Below are 22859 nucleotides of genomic sequence, written 5' to 3' on the forward strand. Positions count from 1 at the left end.
ATCCCCCCACTTCCATTTTGATTCACACTGTGAACCACTGATTCAACAGTGTTAAATTAGTTACTAACTTAACACGATTTATCATCAAATGTAAAGTATTATTTTAAAAGATTCTAATATCTTATAACGTGCATAATTATTCAAAAAGTCACTTCATTATAAGGCTCACAGGTAATTAAGAATTCTAAAGATTTACCATTTACTTTTTATTCAGAGGGTGGTACGCTATCCTAAATTCACATTGTGAACCAGTGTTTCAGAATAATAGAATGAGAGGTGGAAGTGAATGGGTAAGTACTTTCTTCGAAGACTGATTGATTTATTACCTACTGTTTTTGTTGTAGCTATTATCGTCTTCATCATTACACGTCTAATACCCGGAAATCCCGCAGCCGTTATGCTAGGCCCTACCGCCAGCGTAGAAGATATAGAAAAGCTGACGGAGCAATTGGGATTAAATGAACCCTTATATCAACAATTCTTCAGTTATATAACTGGTTTGCTACAAGGGGATTTTGGCACTTCATTAAGTTATAACCAACCCGTAACGGAATTGATCATGGAGCGCTTTCCAAATACGCTTGTCCTGGCAGTAGCCGCATTAATCATTGCGCTGGTTATTGGTATCCCGGCAGGAATGATTTCTGCATCTCGTCATAACTCCATTTTGGATTATGTGGTTATGTTAATTTCACTAATTGGCGTGTCGATGCCCATTTTTTGGCTCGGTGTTATGTTAGTTCTTTATTTCAGCGTAGGTTTAGGGTGGTTTCCTGCAACAGGAATGGGAACCTTAAGTGAAGGGCTCATTCCTTATCTCAAGCATCTTGCATTACCAGCTATCACACTTGCTACCATTCCAATGGCGACTTTCGCCAGGATTACACGATCTAGTATGCTAGAGGTTTTATCACAAGAATACATTAAAACGGCACGCGCAAAAGGGGTCAGCGAGTTTTGGGTTATATCAAAACATGCTTTTAAAAACTCTCTTACACCAATCTTGACGGTGTTAGGCATGCAAATTTCAATGCTACTTGGAGGAGCAGTTTTAACAGAAACAATCTTTAGCTGGCCGGGGATGGGACGATTGATTGTCGATGCCATCGATAAAAGGGACTTTGTCGTTGTACAAGGAACTGTATTATTCATCGCTATCATCTTTGTTGTCGTCAACTTGCTAGTAGATATGCTCTATAAAGTTGTCAATCCGCGAGTCAATTATCTCTCGAAAAAAGGGGGCGGTGGAAAATGACACTGACTCAGCCTACTAATTCGCGTTCAACTGTAAAGGATAATGCAAATACGAAAGAAGCGAGTTTTCTTAAAAAGCTGTTCAAAAATAAATTAGCCGCTTTTGGACTAGGTGTCACTATTTTAATGGTCATCGTAGCTGTATTTGCGCCTTTAATAGCAACACACACTCCAAATAGTATGGATCTTGCGAATACACTTGCAAGTGCTGGAGTTGAAGGTCATCTTTTAGGCACTGATAACTATGGCCGTGACCTTTTCAGTAGAATTGTCTATGGAGCTCGGATCTCCCTTATCGTCGGAGTTTCGGCTGTACTGCTTGGGGCCATTTTAGGTACCTTGCTTGGTCTGTTAGCAGGCTACTTCGGCGGGAAACTTGACTCGATTATTATGCGTACGATGGACGGACTCTTCGCATTTCCTTTTATTCTTTTGGCAATTACGTTAATGACGGTACTTGGTCAAGGTCTGGTAAACGTCATTATCGCAATCGGAGTTGCTAATATTCCAGGATTTGCACGGATTGTTCGTGGACAAGTCTTAAGTGTTAAGGAAGAGGAATTTATAGAAGTAACGAATTCGTTGGGAGCCACACATCCAAGAATTATTTTCTACCACATCTTGCCGAACTGTTTAGCGCCGCTGATTGTATATGGAACGATGAGCATTGCTGGCGCAATCATTTCAGAAGCTGCCCTTAGTTTCCTGGGTCTCGGCGTCCAGCCACCTACTGCTTCTTGGGGAAGCATTTTGAAAGACGGGAAAGATTTCCTGGTCTTGAATCCTCAAATGGCTACGTTCTCAGGACTTGCTATATTAATAACGGTGTTAGGTATTAACTTATTCGGTGATGGTCTGCGTGACGCACTAGATCCGAAAATGAAAGTTTGACGATTGGAGGGATGAATATGTCGGAAACTTTACTTCGCATAGAGGACTTAGACGTTCAATTCAGATCTTCCTCCTCTGTAGTGAAAGCCGTAAATGGTGTAAATATCACGTTAAATAAAAAAGAAACACTCGGTATCGTCGGGGAGTCCGGATCGGGTAAAAGCGTAACAGCTACCGCTTTAATGCGGCTAATCCCCTCCCCCCCAGGTAAAATATCCGGCGGGACCATCAATTTCGATGGCAAAGACTTGCTGAAGCTCTCTGAAAAAGAAATGAAAGCGATACGAGGCAATGACATCGCAATGATTTTCCAAGATCCAATGACGAGCTTGAATCCAGTGTTCAAAGTTGGCAATCAAATCATCGAAGCGATTCGAAACCATAAAGTGATATCCAAAAAAGATGCTAAAAAAGAAGCGATTGAAATGTTAAAAGTGGTCGGCATTCCGGAACCTCAAAAGCGAATTAACATGTATCCGCACGAGTTTTCGGGGGGCATGAGGCAGCGGGTTATGATTGCGATTGCATTGTCATGTAATCCAAAGTTATTGATTGCAGATGAACCGACAACTGCACTGGACGTTACGGTACAAGCGCAAATTCTAGATTTGATGAAAAAATTGCAACAAACAAACGATACATCTATCATCATGATCACGCATGACCTCGGTGTTGTCTGGGAAATGTGCGACAAATTGATTGTCATGTACGCCGGTTCAACTGTTGAATCCGGAACGGTAGAAACAATCTTTAATAACCCTCTCCATCCATATACATGGGGGTTACTAGAGTCACAAATTACAAAAGACGTAATTCACGGTGAGAAATTGCCTGCCATCCCGGGAAGTCCTCCTGACATGAGAAAACCTATGCCGGGTTGTCCTTTCTATGACCGCTGTCCGTTCGGCCAAGAGATTTGTTTAACAACAAAACCTGAGCCAATTGAAGTAGAAGAGAATCATATTGTATCCTGCCATTTCCAAACGACAACGACTCGTTTAGAAAGAAAGGAGCGAATGTACGTTGACTGAATCGATTATAAAAGTACGTGATTTAAAAAAACACTTTCCTATTCATAGTGCCATTCCTTTTGTGAAATCGCATCAAAGTGTCAAAGCTGTTGATGGCGTGAACTTCGATGTTTATAAAGGCGAAACACTCGGTATTGTGGGTGAATCAGGTTGCGGCAAGTCGACACTAGCACGCTTAATCAATCAGCTTGTTCACCCTTCTGCTGGTTCTGTAGAGTTTAAAGGTAAAGATTTAGCAACTTTATCCGCTAAAGACGTTCGTGCAGCAAGGAAATCGATACAAATGGTATTCCAAAATCCTGATGCTTCACTAGATCCACGGAAGACGATTGAGTTTTTAATTGCCGAACCTTTAGTTATCCATAATATTGGCACGAAAGAAAGCCGTAAACAACGGGTGCATGAACTATTAGAAACAGTTGGGCTAAGTAGCTACCATGCCCGCCGTTATCCACATGAATTTTCTGGTGGGCAAAAGCAGCGTATCAATATTGCACGTGCTCTTGCGCTAAATCCTGATGTCATTATTTGCGATGAACCGGTATCGGCGCTGGATGTATCCGTACAAGCACAGGTCATCAATCTACTTAAGAGTCTACAAAAGGAATTTAACTTGACCTATATTTTCATTTCACATGACTTAAACGTCGTTCGTTATATGTGTGACCGTATTGCAGTTATGTATTTAGGGAAAGTCGTTGAAACAGGTACTTTCCAACAGCTCTACGAAGATCCGAAGCATCCTTATACAAAGGCCCTTCTTTCTGCAATTCCAAAAGAAAATCCGTTCGAACAAAAGGAACGTGTCATTCTGACAGGTGACGTACCAAGTCCGGTTAATCCACCTTCAGGCTGTGCTTTTCATGAACGCTGTCAATATGTGATGGATATTTGTAAAACCGACGCACCTGTATTGCAGACAATCGAACCAGAAAACCAAGTCGCTTGTCATCTTTATTAAAAACTAGGAGGAAATGAATATGTCACTCAAACACGTAATGGAAGTTCTTGAATTAATGGATAGTAAGTTTGTAACAGGAGAAAGCATCAAAAGTTATTTGGAAGGTATCTCTTCCAACGGGGACATTTCTGTAGAAACAGTTTTCGGTGAAAAAGGATCCACTGATTTCATCAAAATTACACTTGCAGGCGAAAATGGAAAATCCAAAGGCGGTACTTCCCCTACTCTCGGTATTATCGGACGTTTAGGCGGTATCGGTGCACGCCCGGAAATGAAGGGCTTCGTTTCTGATGGAGATGGCGCGCTGGCATGTATTTCTATTGCTGCTAAACTTCTTGATATGTCTGGAAAAGGTGATGACCTGAGAGGCGATATCGTGTTAACAACACATATTTGCCCAGATGCTCCGACAACTCCTCATGAGCCGGTTGCTTTTATGGGTTCGCCTGTTGACATCCTTGCGATGAATCAACATGAAGTTACCGCTGAAATGGATGCTATTATTTCCATTGACACGACGAAGGGTAATATGATCACGAACCATAAAGGATTTGCAATTACACCTACAGTAAAAGCTGGTTACATACTAAAAGTCAGTGATGATCTTTTACACATCTACACACAATCTGCAGGAATCCTGCCTGTCACGCTTCCTATTACAACACAGGATATTACGCCTTATGGCAATGGACTTTACCATGTAAACAGTATTTTACAGCCTGCTGTTGCAACGAATGCACCGGTTGTCGGAGTTGCAATTACGACTGAAACGGCTGTAGCCGGCTGTGCAACCGGGGCTTCCCACCCTACTGATGTTGAACAAGTTGTTCGTTTTGCAATCGAAGTGGCAAAATCATTCGGTGAAGGTAAATGTGACTTCTACGATGAGACTGAATTTGAATTGATTGAAAAACTATACGGCACAATGAATCACCTACAAACAAAAGGAAGTAAGGTGGAAGCAGTATGACTGATACAATAGCACTCAAGCAATTATTAATCGATGAAGTTGAAAAAAGAAAAGACGAACTAATTGAACTATGCAGTTCCCTTATCCAAATTCCAAGTGAAAATCCACCGGGAGACTCTACGGATATCAGCCAATTTATCACAGATTACTTAAAACAATATGATTTAGAGCCTGAGTGGCACGAGGCAAGCGACAAAATGTTCAACCTGATCTCTTCGTATGGCAACAAAGAAGGTAAAAATCTCATTTATTGCGGGCATACGGATGTTGTTCCAGCAGGTGATTTAACGAAATGGGATTTCAATCCATTCTCTGGTGAGGTTGTAGATGGCTGGATGCTCGGACGCGGTGCGAGTGACATGAAAGCTGGACTAGCGGGACTTATTTTTGTTTATGGTCTAATGAAACGGATGGACATTCAGCTTCCTGGACAATTAACATTAGCGATAGTTCCCGATGAAGAAACGGGCGGCGAATTCGGGGTGCCTTGGTTACTCGAAAACAAGCTGATTGCAGGCGACGGTGCACTAATAGCAGAACCTTCTTCTCCGTACAACCCGACGATCGGTCAAAAAGGCTCTTACTGGTTTGAGCTCGAGGTGTTCGGTACACCAGGACACGGTAGTCTTTCACCGATTGCTGGAAATAATGCAATCACTGATGCCATTAAAGCCATCGATAAAATTCAAGATTTATGGGATTTAAACATTATCATCCCGGATGAAATTAAACCGTTAATCGAAGTATCCCAACGCTATATGCGCGAAGTTGAAAAAGACAGACTGAAATTTCAGCCTGTGCTGGAAAAAATCACAGTTAACATCGGAACAATTCAAGGTGGAACAAAATCAAATATTATTCCAGAAAGTTGTAAAGTACAAGTAGACTGCCGCCTACCATTCGGAATTACACATGACGAAGTTTCTCTGTATCTAAAAGATGCTTTAGATAGTTTAGGCATCCGTTACTCCATTCGATTGTTCGGATTTAAAAGTCATGCTAACTACACTTCTGCAGAAGATCCAGTTTGCCGCGCAATTGTGGACAATATTACGTTCGTTACTGATCATGAAGCTTATGGCGTTATGCAGTGGGCAAGCAGTGATGCAAGACATTTTAGAGATTATAATATTCCAGTCTTACAATACGGGCCTGCCTATCTTCCAAGTATCCATGGCTACAATGAAAAAGTACAAGTAGAAGATATAATCCGCTGCGCAAAAGTGTATGCTGCGGCTGTAATTGATTTCCTATACGAAAAATAGTAGGATGATAGTATGATATCCAATATCTATAATTGCTCGTATAAAAGGAGTATATTAATGTTAAAGACAGTGAATCTAGCTTTAGAGGTATTGAGAATGTTTTCCAAAAGCAAGCCTGTTTGGGGTGGCCGGGAATTAGCACATGAAATGGAACTGAATCACACCAATATCTATCGAATTCTCGAGACATTGGAACGGAACGGTTTCGTCAGTAAAGACCCGATTACTAAACAATACTCATTAGGTTCAGTTGTTTGGGAATTGGGTACGGTTTTTTATGAGGGACTAAATATTAGTACTCTTATTAACCCTATTCTAGAGAAATTAAGCGAGAAAACAGGAGAATCTGTTTTTCTAACGGTCCTGGATAAGGGAGAAGCTGTCACACTGATGGTAATCGAACCTAAAAACAAGGTAAAGTTCTCTGTTTCAGCCGGCAGCCGTGCTCCACTTTATGTGGGAGCTTCTTACCGATCAATATTGGCATATATGTCTGAAGAAACCAGAGAAAAAGTGATTACTGGTGAATTAGTGAAATACACTGGGAAAACGATGACAGATTCTACTGATTTGCGTAATGAGTTATCTTTAATTCGCAAAAATGGCTGGGCCGAAAGCCAAGGTGAATATACACCTGACGTTGTCGCACTTGCAGTTCCGCTACTAGTCGATAACACAATTATCGGCTCCATCACGGTAGCGGGTCCTTCATATAGAATAGAAGAAGAACAAAAAAACATTGCCCTTCCATTGTTGCATGAGACTCGGGATGAGGTTGTGGAAGTAATTACGCGATATAAGTTGAAATTGAATACATGAAGTGACGAGACAACACCCCCCGACTAAAAATCATCGAGGGGTGTTTTTTTGAATATAGATGATTCTAAGTCAATTATATTGGAACATTGCTGCTTTGAAAGGTGCGTGCCTTGATAGTTCCCCTGTAGCTTCTCTATCCAATCACGTTGAATAGTCAGTTAAATTAGTTATCCGTAATAAATCAAGGAAATATCTCCAAGCATTGCTACCTTTCTTTCAATCCCGAGTCAATTCTGTTACATACCGTTCCCAACTACTGATACGTTGTACACTAGATATACGTCAATTTTCTTGAGGAGTTTGATTATGAATAAGAAACGTTTATCCTGGGTGGATGTCACCAAAGGATTTTTAATGATTCTTGTCGTCATTGGTCATTATCCTGGACAGCTCGATTTCCCACTGGCGAAGTATATCTATTGGTTTCACATGCCAGCATTCTTTATTTTAAGTGGTTTGTTTTTTAAGCCTGTTGTAGAAAAGGGCTTAATGAAACTTTCAATTCAAAAACGTTTTATGCAATTAATCGTCCCATACTTGTTTTTCCTCGTCAGTATTACGCTGATTCGTTACGGGATAGAAATTGGTTCAGGCAATATGGATCTATCATGGTATGTAAATGATTTGTGGACACTCGCTGTCGGCGGACGTTTTGCACGTGGTGCATATGGTGTATTCTGGTTTGTAACTACGCTATTCTTTACGTATTTGTTCTTCTTATGGATGACAAAATACTTTAGTCGTACGAAACAAATTATTATTTTGGCTATCTTTTATAGTATTGCCCATTTTGAAAGTTTGTTTGCGATGCGCGTCATTGGTGGATCACCAGATACTGCATCTCAAACAATCCCAATGATTTGGAACATCGATGTTGCACTCATGGCAGTCGTCTATTTTTCACTCGGTTATTATATGAAGAGTATTTGGATGAACGTTTCGAAAAGATGGTTAATCGCGGGATTGATCGGTAGTGTGACAGCAGTTTTGCTTGATAACTTTAATGTAATCGACTATCATTTGAGCATGAAATTTTTGCGTTATGAACATTTCGTTTTAGATTTGATCATCCCACTTTCATTCACACTTGTATTGGTGGGCGTATTCCAACTCATCGCTACTCAACTGTCACTCAATTGGCTGCAAAGGATCGAGAAGCACTCCCTAACGATTATGTACTTGCACATCTTTACAGATATTTTGTTAAATGATTACTTCACATATGGCATTATTGGATTCACAGCATTTGGATTGGTCATTCCAATCGTAGTTTCAATTATCATTCAAAAAATGATACCACATGGAAAGCTACTCCTTGGTGGATTTTCTCAAAAAAGGCCACTACCCATTCAGCAGTAGCACACTAAAATCTGTACTATATAAGTTGAAATAAAGAATCCTACCAACAACGCTCGGCGCCAGTAGACGCTTTGTTGGAGAATATATAAGATCATTAGTTCAACTTATATAGATAGTCGGCATTTAACAAATAGAATGTTCTTCCAACACCGCTTGTCGCTAGATTTGTTCGTTACACCGGCAGACGATTAACAGGTATATCTCTAGGCAATCGTGCATATACTACTAATCACAGAGAGGCGGCACTCCTCTGTCCCGCACGGGGGCACTTTCGACGGAAGGTGAAAAAGAATACCAAGCATAATCTGACTGGAGATTGTCCAGTAGTGCCGCGTACTACATAGCTTAGAACGGAAAAACCAGCCATTTACGATCTTGGCTGGTTTTGCTTTGTACTTTCTTCATTGCACCAGAAAGTTATTCCGGAAACGTTATTACAAGATTTCCTTCGATATTTACAACCTCAATCAGTTCCTCGTTAAACAAATACGGTGTATCATTTTTGTCCTGTGGTGTTATTGCCTCGTAGCTATTCTTGACAGACAAAACTTGAAATGTAACTGGAATATAGCGACCTTTGTTTAATGTTTTCATGTTCCCCATCAAAAATACTTCTTTGCTGGAAACAGCAAAACTCAGATGTCCCACTTCTTTATTCAAATTACCCGATACTAATTTCACGTCCTGCAATAAAGAAATTGTGCATAAAATGAAATCATTGATGATTTCAGCAGGTAACTTCTCAAAGCCATTTTTCAAAAACAGCGCGTTAAAACCATTCCTTATTTCTTTAAACGAGAAGATATCCTCAATTTTTTTAGCTTTGACCCCATTACCCAAATTTGCGATAACCTGTTTGCAGTCTCCTAGGTACTCCCCTACATATCCCGAGCTCTTCTCCCTTAGCGCGATGAAATCAGCAAGCCCATTAACACTATCAATTCCATGCGCATCGTCTCGAACCAACATCATGAAACTATAGAAGTCCTTTTCATCAAAACTTCTTTCAACAAATTTGTTGTAGTAGTGTGCAAATAACTGTTGTTCTTTCTTATCCATGACGCTTCCACCCTTTTCACTATTCTTTTACGTATCTTTACTATAATCATAACATGCTTAGGAACATACTTTCTACAATGGGGTTGTAAATGTACACTCGAAATACGTCTTCTTGCTTTTTAACTAGCACAAAAAACCAGCCCTCACAATCCAGGCTGGTCCTCATTTAACATTAGGCAATACTAACAAGCTTACTAGTTGCTAATAATTCCTGCTCCACTTTAACTTGTTCCTTGATAAACTGTATAGCTATTTGATTGAACTCTTTATGCTTCTCAATATTACAGACATGGCCGCATTGCTCAATAATATGCAATCTAGCGCTTTTATCCTTTATCGTATCTTCTTCAACGGGGCCAAGAAACATATAGTCTTGATCACCCATGATGTACATCTTGGGAATTTCATGTTTTTCACAATCAATTCGCGGATAAATTTCACAAACCTTGGCAGCAAATCGATACCATTTAATAAACCCTTTTTGACGGATTTTCTTTGCTTCTAGGATGAAAACATCCCTTGACTTCTTATGGTGTGCTTTAGGCATAAGGATACGTGCAAATGTTTTATACAACCACATGTAGGGGACCACACTTTTAAGCAAATTTCCTGTTCTCAGAATCACTTTCGCAACACTTGTTAACCGGATAATTGCACCGCCTAAAATCATGCTTTTAATTCTACCGGGTGCGTAAATATGCATCGCATGTAAGACAACAGAACCCAAACTAATCCCCGCAAAGTGAGCCTTTTCAATAGAAAGGGAATCCATTACCATTACGACATCTTTAGCTAAAATTTCAGGTGTATATGTCAGCATTTCAGGTTCATAATTAGCAGAACCGCCATGATCTCTTAAGTCAATGAAGAGAAGATTGAAATGCTTTTTAAACTCTTTTATTTGTTTATACCATATATTCGAATTCCCACCCAAGCCATGAAGAAATACGACCCACTCATGCTGAGGACCTAAGTTATGCGTTTCATAATGTAACAAATGAAATTAACCCTCTTCCCTTTAGAGCAATCCACAAAAAACCTACATTTTATCGAAATTTGTCGGTTTTTGTTATCTTATGAATACTATTGTAATTCATTCGTTTACAAAAGTCTTGTGCTAGCCTGAAAGAATCGCCTCGAATTTTCCCACTGTACTTTTTGTTGTCACAAAAGAGAATTATCTCCTTGTGCACGCTACCCTTAGAGAGTTTATCCATTATTAGCCAAATATTATTCCTCAAACTCATCCGCTTGTATAGGACGTTCATATTCCACCGGTAATCAATCACATTCGCCGCGTGAACAATCATATAACCCGCCAACCGATCATAACCCTGCATGAACGATCATATCCTCTGCCAACCAGTCATAACGCCACACAAACGATCATATAACCCGCCAACCGATCAGTAACACCACACGCTCGATCATATATCCCACCAACCAGTCATTACTACCTCACGCACGATCATATTTCCTACCAACCGATCAGTAACGCCGCACGAACGATCATATATTCCGCCAACCGATCAGTAACACCACACCAACGATCATATTCCCCGACAACCGATCAGTAACGCCACACCAACGATCATATATTCCGCCAACCAATCATAACGCCACACCAACGATCATATTCCACGCCAACCGATCATAACCCCCACATAACCAATCACATACACCCCCCAGCCCAATCATTTCCTATATACAAAAAAAATCAGACATTTACGTACATGTCTGATCTTCATTTTATTAAGTTGTAGATCACTAAAACTTACACCTGTTATAGAGCCGCTATTACATGCCCGGGTTTCTCCAACAATCTAAAGATATTGTTTTTATATTCTTCAACCCCTGGCTGGTCGAAAGGATTTAGGCCCTGCAAGTAAGCACTCATTGCACATGAAAGTTGGAAGAAATATATGAGATAACCAACATGATAGGCATCTTGCTTAGCCACTTCAAGACGTAGTAAAGGTACGCCTCCATCTCGGTGCGCCTCCATAGCCCCATGCATCATTACTTCATTTATTTCATTTAATGTTTTATCCGATAGATAATTCAAGCCATCCAAGTTTTCTTTGGATGAAGGTATCGCACAATCCTCCGCTTCTTCTGTGAAATGGACAAACGTTTCAAAGAGCATCCGTTGACCATCTTGTATATATTGACCGAGGGAATGTAAGTCGGTAGGATATGCGACGGCGGCAGGGAAAATACCGTTTCCGCCCTTCCCTTCACTTTCACCAAAGAGCTGCTTCCACCACTCATGGAAAGTTTCAAAGGATGGGGAAAAGCTCGCTAAAATTTCGACATTGTAGCCTTCAGATAACAGTAGCGTTCGTAAAGCAGCATACTGATAAGCTATATTCGAACCTATATCTGCGTTCGAGAGATCATGAATGGCTTTTTTTGCTCCTGCAAGGAGTTGTTCAATATCGACACCAGCTACTGCAAGAGGGATTAAACCAACTGGCGTGAGAACAGAATAACGGCCCCCAATATCATTTGGTATAATGAAAGACGTAAATCCTGAACGGACAGCCATTTCCCTCAAAGCACCTTCTGATTTATCGGTAATCGCAACAATTCGTTCGCTTGCGGATGAACCATAACGGTTTTCCATATATTCAAGCATAATCCGGAAAGCAATTGCAGGTTCCGTCGTTGTTCCAGATTTCGAAATAACAATAATGGCAACTTCTTTACTCCCCATATAGCTTAATAATTGTTTCATATACGCACCGCTCAAGTTTTGGCCAGCAAAGAGTACTTCAGGATCATCCGAGTTTTTTTCAAAATACGGTGATAGAGCGTCTTGAATCGCTTTCGCTCCTAAATAAGAACCTCCGATACCTATGACAACAACTAAATCTGCATTTTCACGCAGTTTTTTCGCCGCCTTCAGAGCATCCTCTAATTCATTTAACGAAATCTCATTCGGGTAATTCTTCCACCCCAAATAATCAGCACCTTCAGAAGTACCTTTGTTCATTTCTTGATGAATCGTTTTCACTTGTGTGCCAAATACTTCCTCAAGCTTACTTATAGATACATGTGATTGATTTAATGTTAACGGAATTACCAATTCGACATTCTCCCCTTCTAGGTGGTTTTATCAATTTAAGTCATAAATTACTATTCATCTAACATGTCCGACTTCTTTCTACGGGTTCAATAACAGTCTATCACTTCCAACTCCCACTCATCTTTTATCAAGATAGGGCAGTAACTCATTTCCCATTAGGTGAGCCTCTTCAGCTATCGCAATTAAAAATAGATCATCAAAGCTCTTCTTCTCTATTATGCCCAAGAAGCATCTTAACTTCAATTCTAAATTTCCATGGATGATTAAACAGTGGAAGATATATTATATGAAGGAATTTCCTTCAGTAACACTTAGTTATCGTAATGCAACTACCCCACTTACACAACATCAGTAATACGTAATGAATTACTGTTATTTTAACCACTGCTAATGAACCATGATTTAATCATCTTGGAATACAATGTATCGTGTGCGGTTCGGTGGATCCCGTTATAGCCTAATGAATAAATTATTAGTCAAACGTGCACTTAAAAGTCTGTCCACTTGTTGTATAGGAGAGGATTTACACTCGCAGAATATGTGCAGTAATTCGGTATAAAAGTAGCTGGTAAGAAGAAACATCGGGAGCGGATACTTATGAATTTGAAGTGCGAATTAGGGTAACAACAACCAAGCCTAGCCAGATACTATAGTAAAAAACAGCTCCTATCCATCTGGACTGAAGCTGTTACGTTACTTTTATAGTTACTTTTCACACGCGATTAAATCTTTATCGCGGTCGCTTTTTTTGTTCGCATCATAGATTGCCTGAGATACAAATGGCTTGTACTTGGTTTCACCGCCTACATTTTTAATAGATGCAGATCTTGCTACGCCGCCTTTATACACCTTGTTTAACTCAGTGCAATTTTTATATGTCACGACTTTCGGGCTAGCCGCCTCAACATTCACCGAACTGAATGAGAAGCCTATCGCAATAGTAAATGCCAGCAAGACAGTAAATACTTTCTTCATAACAAAAACCTCCTTTTCAATTAATCCTCTTAGGTATGAACCTGTTTATAGGCATGAAAAAACGCCTTCCTTTATCCCAATCATTCATAGCGATCAGGCTGAAGACATCCCTCTTGAACTATATAATTACCTTAACAGACTTTGAGTTTATTGAATACCCTGAAAAAACTGGTTGGGGCTGATATATGATCGGTTAGCCTGAGAATATGATCGGTTCCAGCTAATATATGATTGGTTTGCTCGGGATATGATCGGTTGCCGTGGAGATATGATCGGTTAGCGTGGGATATGATCGGTTGCGCAGAGATATGATCGGCTCCTCGGGGATATGATCGGTTGCGCAGGGATATGATCGGGTCATCGGGGGATATGATCGGTTGCGCGGAGATATGATTGGGTCGCGTGGGATATGATCGGTTGCGTTGAGGTATGATCGGGTCGCGTGGGATTTGATCGGTTGCGTTGAGATATGATCGGGTCATCGGGGGATATGATCGGCTGCGTCGAGATATGATCGGTTAGCGTGGGATATGATCGGTTGCGCGGAGATATGATTGGTTCGCGTGGGATTTGATCGGCTGCATGGAGATATGATCGGTTAGCGTGAGATTTGATCGGTTGAGTCAAGATATGATCGGTTAGCGCGGGATTTGATCGGCTGTGTCGAGATATGATCGGGTCGCGTGGAATATGATCGGTTCGCGCGGAGATATGATTGGGTCACGCGGAATATGATCGGTTAGCGCGGAGATTTGATCGGCTGCACGCGGATATGATCGGCTCGGGCTCGTATATGAATGACCTGCCTATGAAAATGACAAATTCTAGAGATTTCAATTTAGCACGAGTAAATAGACCCAGTCATTTTATTAATGACTGGGTCTATTTACTATTTTGAAACTTTCTATTTTGCTTCGAATTTAACTTGGCGGTAGCCGGTTTCGCATCAACTGCTCACTCTGGCGTTGTATCTTCACTTGCCGAAGCATAGATGCTATTCGCAAGCATGCGGTAATAGTATTTCGTGTGGGCTCTAAATGCTAAGTCGTTCGCAAATAGCGTCACTGTTGAATCTTCCAACTGCTGCGTAAAGGCGAATGTTTGCCCCTGCGCCCCTTCATGTCCAGGCCACCATCCCGAAACGAAGAAATCATCCGTATTTTTGACTGTTGCCAATACTTCAGCATCCACAGGCACTTCAGTTATCCATGAACCCCTCGTTGTATATAGAAGCTCATCTGCCTTATAACCAGAAGTTAATTGGTGATTGACATTTACTGTCGCTTTCACAAGTCCTTCATGTCCACCTTGAGTCGTTACATAATCGAATCCTTCAAGTAACTTTGTATCTTTAACGGCTTTTAGTACACTGTTACCAATACCTACGAACGTTTTACCAGATAAATCTTTAGGCAAAGTACTATCAGAGATAATGACTTCTGCATTTTTCTCATCAACTAGCTTAAAGCCTAGCTCTTTCAACGAAAATGTCAATTGGCTAGAACCACTTCCTGCTACCTTTGGCTCCGAAATCCACTTTATTTCAAACGCATTGTATGCTGGTAAAGGATTCGCTTCAAAGGTATAATCCTCGACGTAGGATAGTAAATCACTTGTATTAACTACGAAATCGCCTTTACGGAATCCGAATTTTTCCTCTTGCACCAAGCCGACTTGTTTTCCTTCTGCAAGGAGTTTGTTCACAAGTTTGATTGTGTCATTATTAGTGTTTTTTAGTACTTGTCTAGTAGCCGTTTTCTTAACTTCGCTTGCTGGAACTTCGATTGCACTAACCTTCGTTGTATGTCCTTCGAATCCTTCTTCATCTCCAAAACGTACCTCAACGACGTCAAAACCTCTAAGCGCTGGGAAATTAACAACAACGGGATCGTACATTGCTTCCCAATCAGAAACATCATCGCCTTTATAAAGCATCGCATTAGCCAAGCCGCGCTTTGCTTGTTTCATTGGAACAACATAAGTTCCTTTCGGATAAGTAGTTGCTTCAATCATTATGTCTTTAGTCGTTTGTTCAACTGTTAAACCGTTGCGGATTAAATACGTTACCATATTATAAACTTCTAGTACGTTCTTCTGATTTCTTGCATCAGCCGGTAATACATAGTAATCCGGGAAGAAGTTTTCATTGTTTCCGCGAACCCGACCGATTGATTCTCCAGCTGCATTCGTTAACAATGGATCAACGAGACGATTGTCTTGTCCTTTAATTCCACGACTAAAGATTTCAAGCTGGTTTAAATATAACTCGTCTTTATTCTCAAGGACATAGTTTGTAGCTCCAAGGCCAGTACCTACCATAGCGCGTAAAGAGTCCTGACTTAAAGTTGGCACCTCGACAGTATGTCCAAGTGTTCCATGAAGCATTGAAAAGATAGGTGTATAGGAAGGACCCATGTCATCCCATCCATCTTTATAGCCTTCTGAAGCTAGGAAATAAGAAGTTAAATTAGAATTACCAATTCCCGCTTTCCCCATTTCATGTGCCTGTTCAGTCATGCTTTTAATAAGTAAATCATATTCAAAGTTCGGGTTATGCGGCGGTGTAGCCGGTTCAATTAAGAATCCATTTACATAGCCATGCCCTTCTACCATTGTAAGCGGAGTCCACTTCGCAATTTCTTGATTCAATTGAATCGTTTCAACCTGCGTTTGGTAAGCATTGTCACGGTTCAAATCAAATCCAAGTGCATTAGCGCGCGTATTCAGGACACGTCCGTCCGGGTTGTGTGAAAAGTTAAAGATAAAAATAATATTGTCTAATACTTTATCCATATCCAAAATGACTTCTTCAGAATCACCATTTTTATCCTTTGATGTGAATTTAACTTGTGATTCTATCGCGAATTTCTTTAGCAGCTCTGTTTGGAAGTCGATACCTTCCACTTCATCTGGATGGATATTATTGAACCAGACTGGAACTTGATAGTCACCCATCGTGCCGTCTTTAATCTTCTTCATTAGCTCTTCCGGATTTTCAAGCGCAGTCGGTAGTGTTTGATTGAGATACTTATCCACTGCTTCTTTATCTTTTGCAAGTACTACAAGGTGAAAGTCGCGGCCCTCGACAGATTTACCTGGGCTTTGATACTCTAAATAGCGATCGTTTAATTTATTTGACTCGGCAAAAATACTATCAATAGATGGCTTAATAGCTTCCCAGTCGAGATATTGGTCATAGACATTTAACTTTACAGTCGTTGATGCATTTAAATCATTTGCAGCATCAACCAAAGCAAGTTCATAGTCTCCAATTAGCTCTTTGTAGATGACACGAATTGACCGTGTTGATAGATTGTCCGTATTAAAAGGTAGTCCAAACTCTAGTTCAGCGGCAATTTTAGTTGTTCCGCCGACATAGTGTGGTTCTTTTTTAACAATGATGAATGGATCCCCAGAATATGATTCCGCTTTCGCATCCCACATCTTCCACTCCGATAGACTTTTCCCTCCAAATTGAAATTCCAGTTTGGTTAGGTCTACTTTCTTTCCAAAATCAACTTCCAACTCTACATCGCGAATCTCCGTAAGTGAGAATAGGGATTTGCTAACCTCTAGTTGGGTCGCTTGGCTAACTTGGACAGTATCAACTGTCTGGGCAGCTAACGTTGATGCTGGCAATGCCATCGTAATTGCCATATAGATGGATAAAAATGCTACTAAAAACCGTTTCACTACTTAACTCCCCCTTTTCATATTGTTTGTAGATTGTCAGACTACAGATTTAATATAACAAATCTACAAATTGTTTGACAGTGAATTTACTTCGAATTCTAAACTAATTTGAATAGTGCGCCTATTATTATGGTGAGATATTACTTTAATATCGTGATTAGGTTTGAAGGTCCAAAGTTTGTCCGATATTCTACTGTTTATATAGCTCCTTGGAAGCAACTAAGTGCTTCCAAACTTTGAATGGATTTGCGCTAATTTCCGGCTTGCCTTCCTCGCACAACTATCGACAATTCTCAGTAGTAGGATTGTACGGGCGGCATTCGGTATCATCTATGGTTGGTCTGCAGTGGGATATGATCGGTTAGCACGGACATATGATTGGGTCGCGTGGGATATGATTGGTTAGCGCGGATATATGATCGGGTTAACCGGGATATGATCGGTTAGCACGGACATATGATCGGGACCCGTGGGATATGATTGGTTAGCGCGGACATATGATCGGTCTCCCCGGGATATGATCGGTTAGCACGGAGATATGATTGGGTCGCGTGGGATATGATCGGTTAGCGCGGACATATGATCGGTCTCCCCGGGATATGATCGGTTAGCACGGAGATATGATTGGGTCGCGTGGGATATGATCGGTTAGCGCAGATACATGATTGGGCCACGCGGGATATGATCGGTTGGCGTGGAGGTATGATTGGTTCAAACCAGAACAACCTCCCGACCGATAATCCGGTCAGGAGGTTGTTTTCGTTGTAATTGATAATGGTGTTGTTATGGAACGATATTTCCAGCTGCTTTATAAATGTCGTACCATTCTTTCCTTGTTAACGTAATATCTGTACTCTTACATGCGTCTTTTAATCGCTGAGGATTCGTTGTTCCGAGTACGACTTGGATGTTAGCTGGATGGCGGCTAATCCAGGCGGTTGCGATGGCCGTGTTTGTTACGTCATAGTTGGCAGCAATTTCGTCAATCACTTTATTCAACTCTAAAAAATTCTCTAAGTCGCCAAGGAATGGGCCAGCAAAGAACCCATTTTGAAATGGTGACCATGCTTGTAGCGTGATATCATGCAAACGACTGTATTCTAGTATACTGCTATCACGATTAATAGCTTGATCTATATTCATATTTAACGCAATTCCCGCGTCAATCATCGGTGTGTGTGCAATACTAAACTGAATTTGGTTGACTACTAATTTATGTGGTGTATATTTTTGCAACAATTCGATCTGTGCTGGGTTATGGTTCGACACCCCGAAATGTTTTACTTTTCCGCTGCTATGCAATTTCTCAAATGCCTCGGCAACTTCAGCAGGCTCCATTAATGGATCAGGACGATGAAGGAGTAGCAGGTCCAAGTAATCCGTGTTTAAACGCTTTAAAATACCGTCAACTGAGTCGAGGATATGTTCTTTGGAAAAATCAAAGTAGTTTTCTTGGCCTTTTATGCCACATTTACTTTGCAAAATCATTTTATCACGAATACTAGGGCTCATTTGAATCGCCTCGGCAAATAATTCTTCGCACCGACCCTGACCATAAATATCTGCATGATCAAAGAAGTTAATCCCTTCATCAAGTGCAGTGCGGATTAACTGCTCTATTTCCGTTAAAGAAAGCTGTGTCAAACGCATATTCCCCATAATAATGTTGGATGCGTTGAGTTCGGTATGTTTAATTTGCGTATATTTCATGGAAAAAAGCCTCCTTTAAATGTAGTCACACTATTTAGAATACCTCACAATCTAGGTAAAAGAACAATTTCATGCTTAGGTTGGAGGCTTTTCGAGAATGGTTGGAGGCTTACGGCGATTGGTTGGACACTTCGAGAGTTTTGTTGGACACACATTCGTTGGTTGGAGGCTTACGGCGATTGGTTAGACACTTCGAGGGGTTTGTTGGACACTCCTTCGTTGGTTGGACACTTTTCCAGAATGGTTGGAGACTTGCGGCGATTCGTTGGACACTTCAAAGGTTTTGTTGGACACTCCTTCGTTGGTTGGACACTTTTCCAGAATGGTTGGAGGCTTACGGCGATTGGTTGGACACTTCGAGAGTTTTGTTGGACACTCCTTCGTTGGTTGGAGGCTTACGGCGATTGGTTAGACACTTCGAGAGTTTTGTTGGACACACCTTCGTTGGTTGGAGACTTGCGGCGATTCGTTGGACACTTCAAGGGCTCTACACTCATCTCCGTATAGGTCCGCCCCGCATAGTTACTTTACTTATTCTTCATTATATAAGCTACCTCTCTTATTAAAATTAAAGCTTTTAAAATGGAACTTGCAATACAAGATAACGAGTTGCTCCGGCAACACAAAAATCATCGGATAGAATAAAACAAAGCATATGACTGTTATGAAGGTATCCTCGATATCAGCCAATAGGAATGCACTGGAAAATTCATTCTCCATGAGGCACTTGAATCGAATGTGTTTTTAAATATTCCTTTTTAAAGCCGGAATAGTTTGAGGTCCAAATGTTATGTACAAAATACAAAAATGGCAGCGCGGCTACTGGCAATAGAAATAACAAGAACCAATATGGGCTTTCCATGATTCCTAGGATTGTGCCGCCTATGATACCAAAAAGAATATAAATCATTGAAATAAAACAAAGACTTGCGTAGACAAGAAAAAAACAGGTATTCATATAAACTAATCCATACATTTTCATCTTTTTACTTCTTCCTTGAACGAGTTGACTAAACTTCCAATTCGCCTTTATCTCCGAAGCAGATTGCTTCAATACTTCCCATATGTTCCTTATTATTTTCTTCACGTTTTCTAGACCTACCTCCCTACATACTTTAAACATAATAGGCGCTACAACTTCGTAAAAAGCTGTAGCATTTTAGTTTTTTTTCCAATTCGAATTTAGCGTTTTCAATTTTCACAGTTTTGTTTTCTTCAGTCATCAATTGAAGCAGTTCTTTCCCCTCAGGTGTAACCGGAAAAGTAAATGGAATCGCATGGTTTGGCTGAATAACACCTGCAAATGTTTCGGATAGGTCTACTTTTTCACGATTGAATACATATTTTACAGCACCCTCCGTTTCAACGCCCAACGTGTATTCTAACGTAATATTTTTGATTCCCTTTTCCAATCGGTTAATCCCTAAGAATAGCATGACACTCTCGCCTGCACTCTTTTCTACAAGGTCAATTGCATGAATACTGAAGTCGTCCGCAACCCCAATGTCGGGATTGGCTTCTACAAGTCCGGACAATTGTTGATACATCTCTTCTTCCAACGTGACGCCATTTTCCTCGTCCGCTTTCAATACTTGCATCGAAAGCGCTTGTTGCTCTATCTCTTTTTTTACGTTTTCTTTCTCTCCCGTCTGCGGTTTTTGGTCATTGTCGGCATTACACCCCACTAATAGTATTGCAGCGAATAAAATTCCAAGTAGCTTCTTCATTTCGAGACTCTCCAATCATGATTAAAAATTACTGTTGACTATGTATAAGTTTACTATAATGGAATGATTCAACTTTTTAGTTACGCTGTTCAAATTAGGACTTTCATTGAACGGCCCTAGTTTATCGGTATCCAAAACTACATCTTTTTCCACGCATGTATTATTCATAGATGTCGGAATAAGAATCCTATCCTTCATTTGCACGTGTTGTTTTTCAACGCCAGTAAGTATATGTGGATAGATGACGCCATTCCATTTGTCGTTAGGAGCCCCGTGCATATAGAGCGTGTAATTATTCCCCAAAGTTTTAGAGCATTCAACTACATTCTCTGTACCGAAATAAAATACGCTTTTCTTTTTCCGTCAGTAAGAATTTCCACAGTCAAATTCGTTCTGGACATAATCCAGAGCGCATTGGCGAACCCTTCCTCTAACTTAACTTCACCGTCGACGAGGTTAACAAGCCCACGAAGATGAAGTTTCTTATACGTTTTCTCCCATTCCTTATCTATTTCCTATTTTGTTAACGCTATAAATGGATTGGAAAAACCGATGATTGACTTTGTATTCAGCGTTTGCAACATAACGAAAATATCATTTTCCGTAAACTCTGGAATCATATCTTCACTTCTTTCTATTACTTTTTTTAGATCCGTCTTGTCTTTCTTTCAGTGGCAAACTAAATTCCGGATAAACCTGCTTTACAAGACCCTTGTTTTTGACAATATAAAAGTAACGATGCAGATATACAGAAAAATATGCTGTTATAATTGATAATAGTGAAATTAAAAAAATGAAAATCATCATTTTTGCGGATTCACTATAGACAAACGTTAATATAAGTTGGCCGATTACATATCCTAATCCTGCGAATGATAACCATCTAACATTAATACTCTCCATCTGTTGCATTTTATGATATGTTCCTGTGTACAGCGCCTTTATATTCAACCAGTTCATCGTTACCAGTAAGCCGATAAAGAGAAGAAATCCAATAATAAAAGGACCTTTCCCTTCTGCTCCTAAGTGAAGATACAATAACTTTTGTATTGCTAAAAAATAGACATATGTATTAACAACCCCATATACACCAAAAAAGAGATAATAGGACTTCTCAAATTTGTATGGGGCGAATAAATAAAGCAATGCCCAAATTTGCAGGATTACTACTGGCACAATTGCCGCCATAAAATAAATAAACGAAAATGGTACTCCTAAAATTGGAATTACACCAATTACATATAATAATATTAAGAAAAAACAAATAATATTAGATCTGTTTTCCTTAGGCGTTTGGAATTTTAAATAAGATAATGTAATTGTATCGATTCTATTTTCCCCGATTTTGATACTCTCCTATCCGTTATACCAAGATGAAACTTTATTAATGATACCTGTTGTTCTCTTTTTTATTGCATCGCCAATTAAATTATAAATACGAACAACTAAAAGCGTTGCAATCAAAAGTAGCATTGCAACGCTTTCATTAATTTACTGATTCAAATTTAAAATTATCCATCTTCACGACTTGGTTATCTTGTTCAAGTGTGTCGATGATTGCTTCTTGTTCAGGCGTTATGCTTAGAGAGAATGGAACTGCATGATTCGATTGAATGATACCTGTTTCCTGCTCGGAAAGGTCCACTTCAACGCCCTCCCACACAAATGCACCATTATCATGACCTAATGTATAGTCGAACTTGATGTTTTTCATAGGTTCATCCAAACGATTGATGGCTAAGAAAAGCAATGAAGCGTTTTCTGTTCCACTGTCCACGATATCAATAATATTAATACTGAAATCATTGGCGAGTCCCATGTCTGCATTTTCCGTAATCATTCGATTTAACTCTTTATAGACTTCGCTATTTTCAATCGTTACCCCGGCTTCTTCGTCTGCTTTCAATAATTGCAACGAAAGTGTTTCTTGTTCAACTGTTTTATCCACTTTTTCTTCAGCCCCTTTTTCCCTATTATTATCCTTTGAGGCACATCCTGCCAATAGTAAAACTACTATCAAAAAAAATATGGTTTTTTTCATGCGAATCCTCCTAATC

At 40.1% G+C, this 22859-nt stretch carries 20 protein-coding genes; 9 read left to right on the forward strand and 11 right to left on the reverse strand.

Going from position 1 to position 22859, the window contains the following annotated elements; genetic code table 11:
* Nucleotides 1-286: 286 nt before the first annotated feature.
* The 8 genes from ACP8HG_RS13635 (at nucleotide 287) to ACP8HG_RS13670 (ending at nucleotide 8550) form a co-directional block, all read left to right on the forward strand.
* Nucleotides 287-1255: an ABC transporter permease gene (locus tag ACP8HG_RS13635; protein ID WP_187045838.1), complete on the forward strand. Its 969-nt coding sequence runs from the start codon at nucleotides 287-289 to the stop codon at nucleotides 1253-1255.
* Nucleotides 1252-2145 carry an ABC transporter permease gene (locus tag ACP8HG_RS13640; RefSeq protein WP_354312054.1) on the forward strand — a complete coding sequence of 298 codons (894 nt, stop codon included), beginning with the start codon at nucleotides 1252-1254 and terminating at the stop codon, nucleotides 2143-2145. Before ACP8HG_RS13635 ends, ACP8HG_RS13640 begins: the two co-directional genes overlap by 4 nt.
* A 17-nt stretch (nucleotides 2146-2162) precedes the next feature.
* Nucleotides 2163-3176, forward strand: coding sequence for an ABC transporter ATP-binding protein (locus ACP8HG_RS13645; protein ID WP_342539120.1), 1014 nt, complete (start codon nucleotides 2163-2165; stop codon nucleotides 3174-3176).
* Complete coding sequence (locus ACP8HG_RS13650; RefSeq protein WP_187045841.1) at nucleotides 3169-4137, forward strand: ABC transporter ATP-binding protein; 969 nt, start codon at nucleotides 3169-3171, stop codon at nucleotides 4135-4137. The genes ACP8HG_RS13645 and ACP8HG_RS13650 overlap by 8 nt, the downstream gene beginning before the upstream one ends.
* 19 nt (nucleotides 4138-4156) lie before the next feature.
* Complete coding sequence (locus ACP8HG_RS13655) at nucleotides 4157-5107, forward strand: DUF1177 domain-containing protein (RefSeq protein ID WP_438296784.1); 951 nt, start codon at nucleotides 4157-4159, stop codon at nucleotides 5105-5107.
* On the forward strand, nucleotides 5104-6372 hold the full coding sequence (locus ACP8HG_RS13660; protein ID WP_438296786.1) for a M20 family metallopeptidase: 1269 nt from the start codon (nucleotides 5104-5106) through the stop codon (nucleotides 6370-6372). The genes ACP8HG_RS13655 and ACP8HG_RS13660 overlap by 4 nt, the downstream gene beginning before the upstream one ends.
* Before the next feature lie 57 nt (nucleotides 6373-6429).
* Complete coding sequence (locus tag ACP8HG_RS13665) at nucleotides 6430-7191, forward strand: IclR family transcriptional regulator (RefSeq protein ID WP_438296788.1); 762 nt, start codon at nucleotides 6430-6432, stop codon at nucleotides 7189-7191.
* Nucleotides 7192-7497: 306 nt separating this feature from the next.
* A complete protein-coding gene (locus ACP8HG_RS13670) occupies nucleotides 7498-8550 on the forward strand; it encodes an acyltransferase family protein (RefSeq protein ID WP_438296790.1) in 1053 nt (350 codons plus the stop codon).
* Between the two features lie 417 nt (nucleotides 8551-8967).
* Here ACP8HG_RS13670 and ACP8HG_RS13675 read toward each other — a convergent pair whose 3' ends face one another.
* The 5 genes from ACP8HG_RS13675 to ACP8HG_RS13695 form a co-directional block, all read right to left on the reverse strand.
* Nucleotides 8968-9609 (reverse strand): hypothetical protein, encoded by a 642-nt coding sequence (locus tag ACP8HG_RS13675; protein ID WP_067212584.1) that lies wholly within the window; start codon nucleotides 9607-9609, stop codon nucleotides 8968-8970.
* A gap of 172 nt (nucleotides 9610-9781) precedes the next feature.
* The gene (locus tag ACP8HG_RS13680; protein WP_399629138.1) at nucleotides 9782-10606 is read right to left on the reverse strand and encodes an alpha/beta fold hydrolase; all 825 of its coding nucleotides are present in this window, start codon (nucleotides 10604-10606) and stop codon (nucleotides 9782-9784) included.
* 786 nt (nucleotides 10607-11392) lie between these two features.
* On the reverse strand, nucleotides 11393-12697 hold the full coding sequence (locus ACP8HG_RS13685; RefSeq protein ID WP_438296792.1) for a glucose-6-phosphate isomerase: 1305 nt from the start codon (nucleotides 12695-12697) through the stop codon (nucleotides 11393-11395).
* 705 nt (nucleotides 12698-13402) lie between these two features.
* Nucleotides 13403-13672, reverse strand: a complete 270-nt coding sequence (locus ACP8HG_RS13690; protein ID WP_187045853.1) for an excalibur calcium-binding domain-containing protein — start codon at nucleotides 13670-13672, stop codon at nucleotides 13403-13405.
* 954 nt (nucleotides 13673-14626) lie between these two features.
* Nucleotides 14627-17365, reverse strand: a complete 2739-nt coding sequence (locus ACP8HG_RS13695) for a M14 family metallopeptidase (RefSeq protein ID WP_438296794.1) — start codon at nucleotides 17363-17365, stop codon at nucleotides 14627-14629.
* Nucleotides 17366-17588: 223 nt separating this feature from the next.
* Here ACP8HG_RS13695 and ACP8HG_RS13700 point away from each other — a divergent pair, with 223 nt between their 5' ends.
* Nucleotides 17589-17771 carry a hypothetical protein gene (locus ACP8HG_RS13700; RefSeq protein ID WP_438296796.1) on the forward strand — a complete coding sequence of 61 codons (183 nt, stop codon included), beginning with the start codon at nucleotides 17589-17591 and terminating at the stop codon, nucleotides 17769-17771.
* Nucleotides 17772-18148: 377 nt separating this feature from the next.
* On the opposite strand, the gene ACP8HG_RS13705 is transcribed toward ACP8HG_RS13700, so the two are convergent.
* From ACP8HG_RS13705 to ACP8HG_RS13730, 6 genes are all read right to left on the reverse strand, one after another.
* The gene (locus tag ACP8HG_RS13705; RefSeq protein ID WP_067212603.1) at nucleotides 18149-19075 is read right to left on the reverse strand and encodes an aldo/keto reductase; all 927 of its coding nucleotides are present in this window, start codon (nucleotides 19073-19075) and stop codon (nucleotides 18149-18151) included.
* Between the two features lie 709 nt (nucleotides 19076-19784).
* Entirely contained in the window at nucleotides 19785-20162 is a 378-nt protein-coding gene (locus ACP8HG_RS13710; protein ID WP_438296798.1) for a hypothetical protein, read from the reverse strand.
* 28 nt (nucleotides 20163-20190) lie between these two features.
* Complete coding sequence (locus ACP8HG_RS13715) at nucleotides 20191-20802, reverse strand: hypothetical protein (RefSeq protein WP_438296800.1); 612 nt, start codon at nucleotides 20800-20802, stop codon at nucleotides 20191-20193.
* A gap of 21 nt (nucleotides 20803-20823) precedes the next feature.
* Nucleotides 20824-21105 (reverse strand): hypothetical protein, encoded by a 282-nt coding sequence (locus tag ACP8HG_RS13720; protein WP_438296802.1) that lies wholly within the window; start codon nucleotides 21103-21105, stop codon nucleotides 20824-20826.
* Nucleotides 21106-21426: 321 nt separating this feature from the next.
* Entirely contained in the window at nucleotides 21427-21990 is a 564-nt protein-coding gene (locus ACP8HG_RS13725) for a hypothetical protein (RefSeq protein ID WP_438296804.1), read from the reverse strand.
* Nucleotides 21991-22288: 298 nt separating this feature from the next.
* Nucleotides 22289-22843, reverse strand: a complete 555-nt coding sequence (locus ACP8HG_RS13730) for a hypothetical protein (RefSeq protein WP_421101590.1) — start codon at nucleotides 22841-22843, stop codon at nucleotides 22289-22291.
* Between the last annotated feature and the right edge of the window lie 16 nt (nucleotides 22844-22859).

The organism is Sporosarcina sp. FA15 (assembly GCF_051550195.1).
Classification (GTDB): domain Bacteria; phylum Bacillota; class Bacilli; order Bacillales_A; family Planococcaceae; genus Sporosarcina; species Sporosarcina psychrophila.

What these genes read in the sequence shown, in the direction of transcription:
- ACP8HG_RS13660 (WP_438296786.1), top strand. Translation starts at nt 5,104, where the DNA reads ATGACTGATACAATAGCACTCAAGCAATTATTAATCGATGAAGTTGAA.
- ACP8HG_RS13715 (WP_438296800.1), bottom strand. Translation starts at nt 20,802, where the DNA reads ATGAAGAAGCTACTTGGAATTTTATTCGCTGCAATACTATTAGTGGGG.
- ACP8HG_RS13635 (WP_187045838.1), top strand. Translation starts at nt 287, where the DNA reads ATGGGTAAGTACTTTCTTCGAAGACTGATTGATTTATTACCTACTGTT.
- ACP8HG_RS13705 (WP_067212603.1), bottom strand. Translation starts at nt 19,075, where the DNA reads ATGAAATATACGCAAATTAAACATACCGAACTCAACGCATCCAACATT.
- ACP8HG_RS13645 (WP_342539120.1), top strand. Translation starts at nt 2,163, where the DNA reads ATGTCGGAAACTTTACTTCGCATAGAGGACTTAGACGTTCAATTCAGA.
- ACP8HG_RS13670 (WP_438296790.1), top strand. Translation starts at nt 7,498, where the DNA reads ATGAATAAGAAACGTTTATCCTGGGTGGATGTCACCAAAGGATTTTTA.
- ACP8HG_RS13640 (WP_354312054.1), top strand. Translation starts at nt 1,252, where the DNA reads ATGACACTGACTCAGCCTACTAATTCGCGTTCAACTGTAAAGGATAAT.
- ACP8HG_RS13655 (WP_438296784.1), top strand. Translation starts at nt 4,157, where the DNA reads ATGTCACTCAAACACGTAATGGAAGTTCTTGAATTAATGGATAGTAAG.
- ACP8HG_RS13730 (WP_421101590.1), bottom strand. Translation starts at nt 22,843, where the DNA reads ATGAAAAAAACCATATTTTTTTTGATAGTAGTTTTACTATTGGCAGGA.
- ACP8HG_RS13690 (WP_187045853.1), bottom strand. Translation starts at nt 13,672, where the DNA reads ATGAAGAAAGTATTTACTGTCTTGCTGGCATTTACTATTGCGATAGGC.
- ACP8HG_RS13675 (WP_067212584.1), bottom strand. Translation starts at nt 9,609, where the DNA reads ATGGATAAGAAAGAACAACAGTTATTTGCACACTACTACAACAAATTT.
- ACP8HG_RS13665 (WP_438296788.1), top strand. Translation starts at nt 6,430, where the DNA reads ATGTTAAAGACAGTGAATCTAGCTTTAGAGGTATTGAGAATGTTTTCC.
- ACP8HG_RS13725 (WP_438296804.1), bottom strand. Translation starts at nt 21,990, where the DNA reads ATGGCGGCAATTGTGCCAGTAGTAATCCTGCAAATTTGGGCATTGCTT.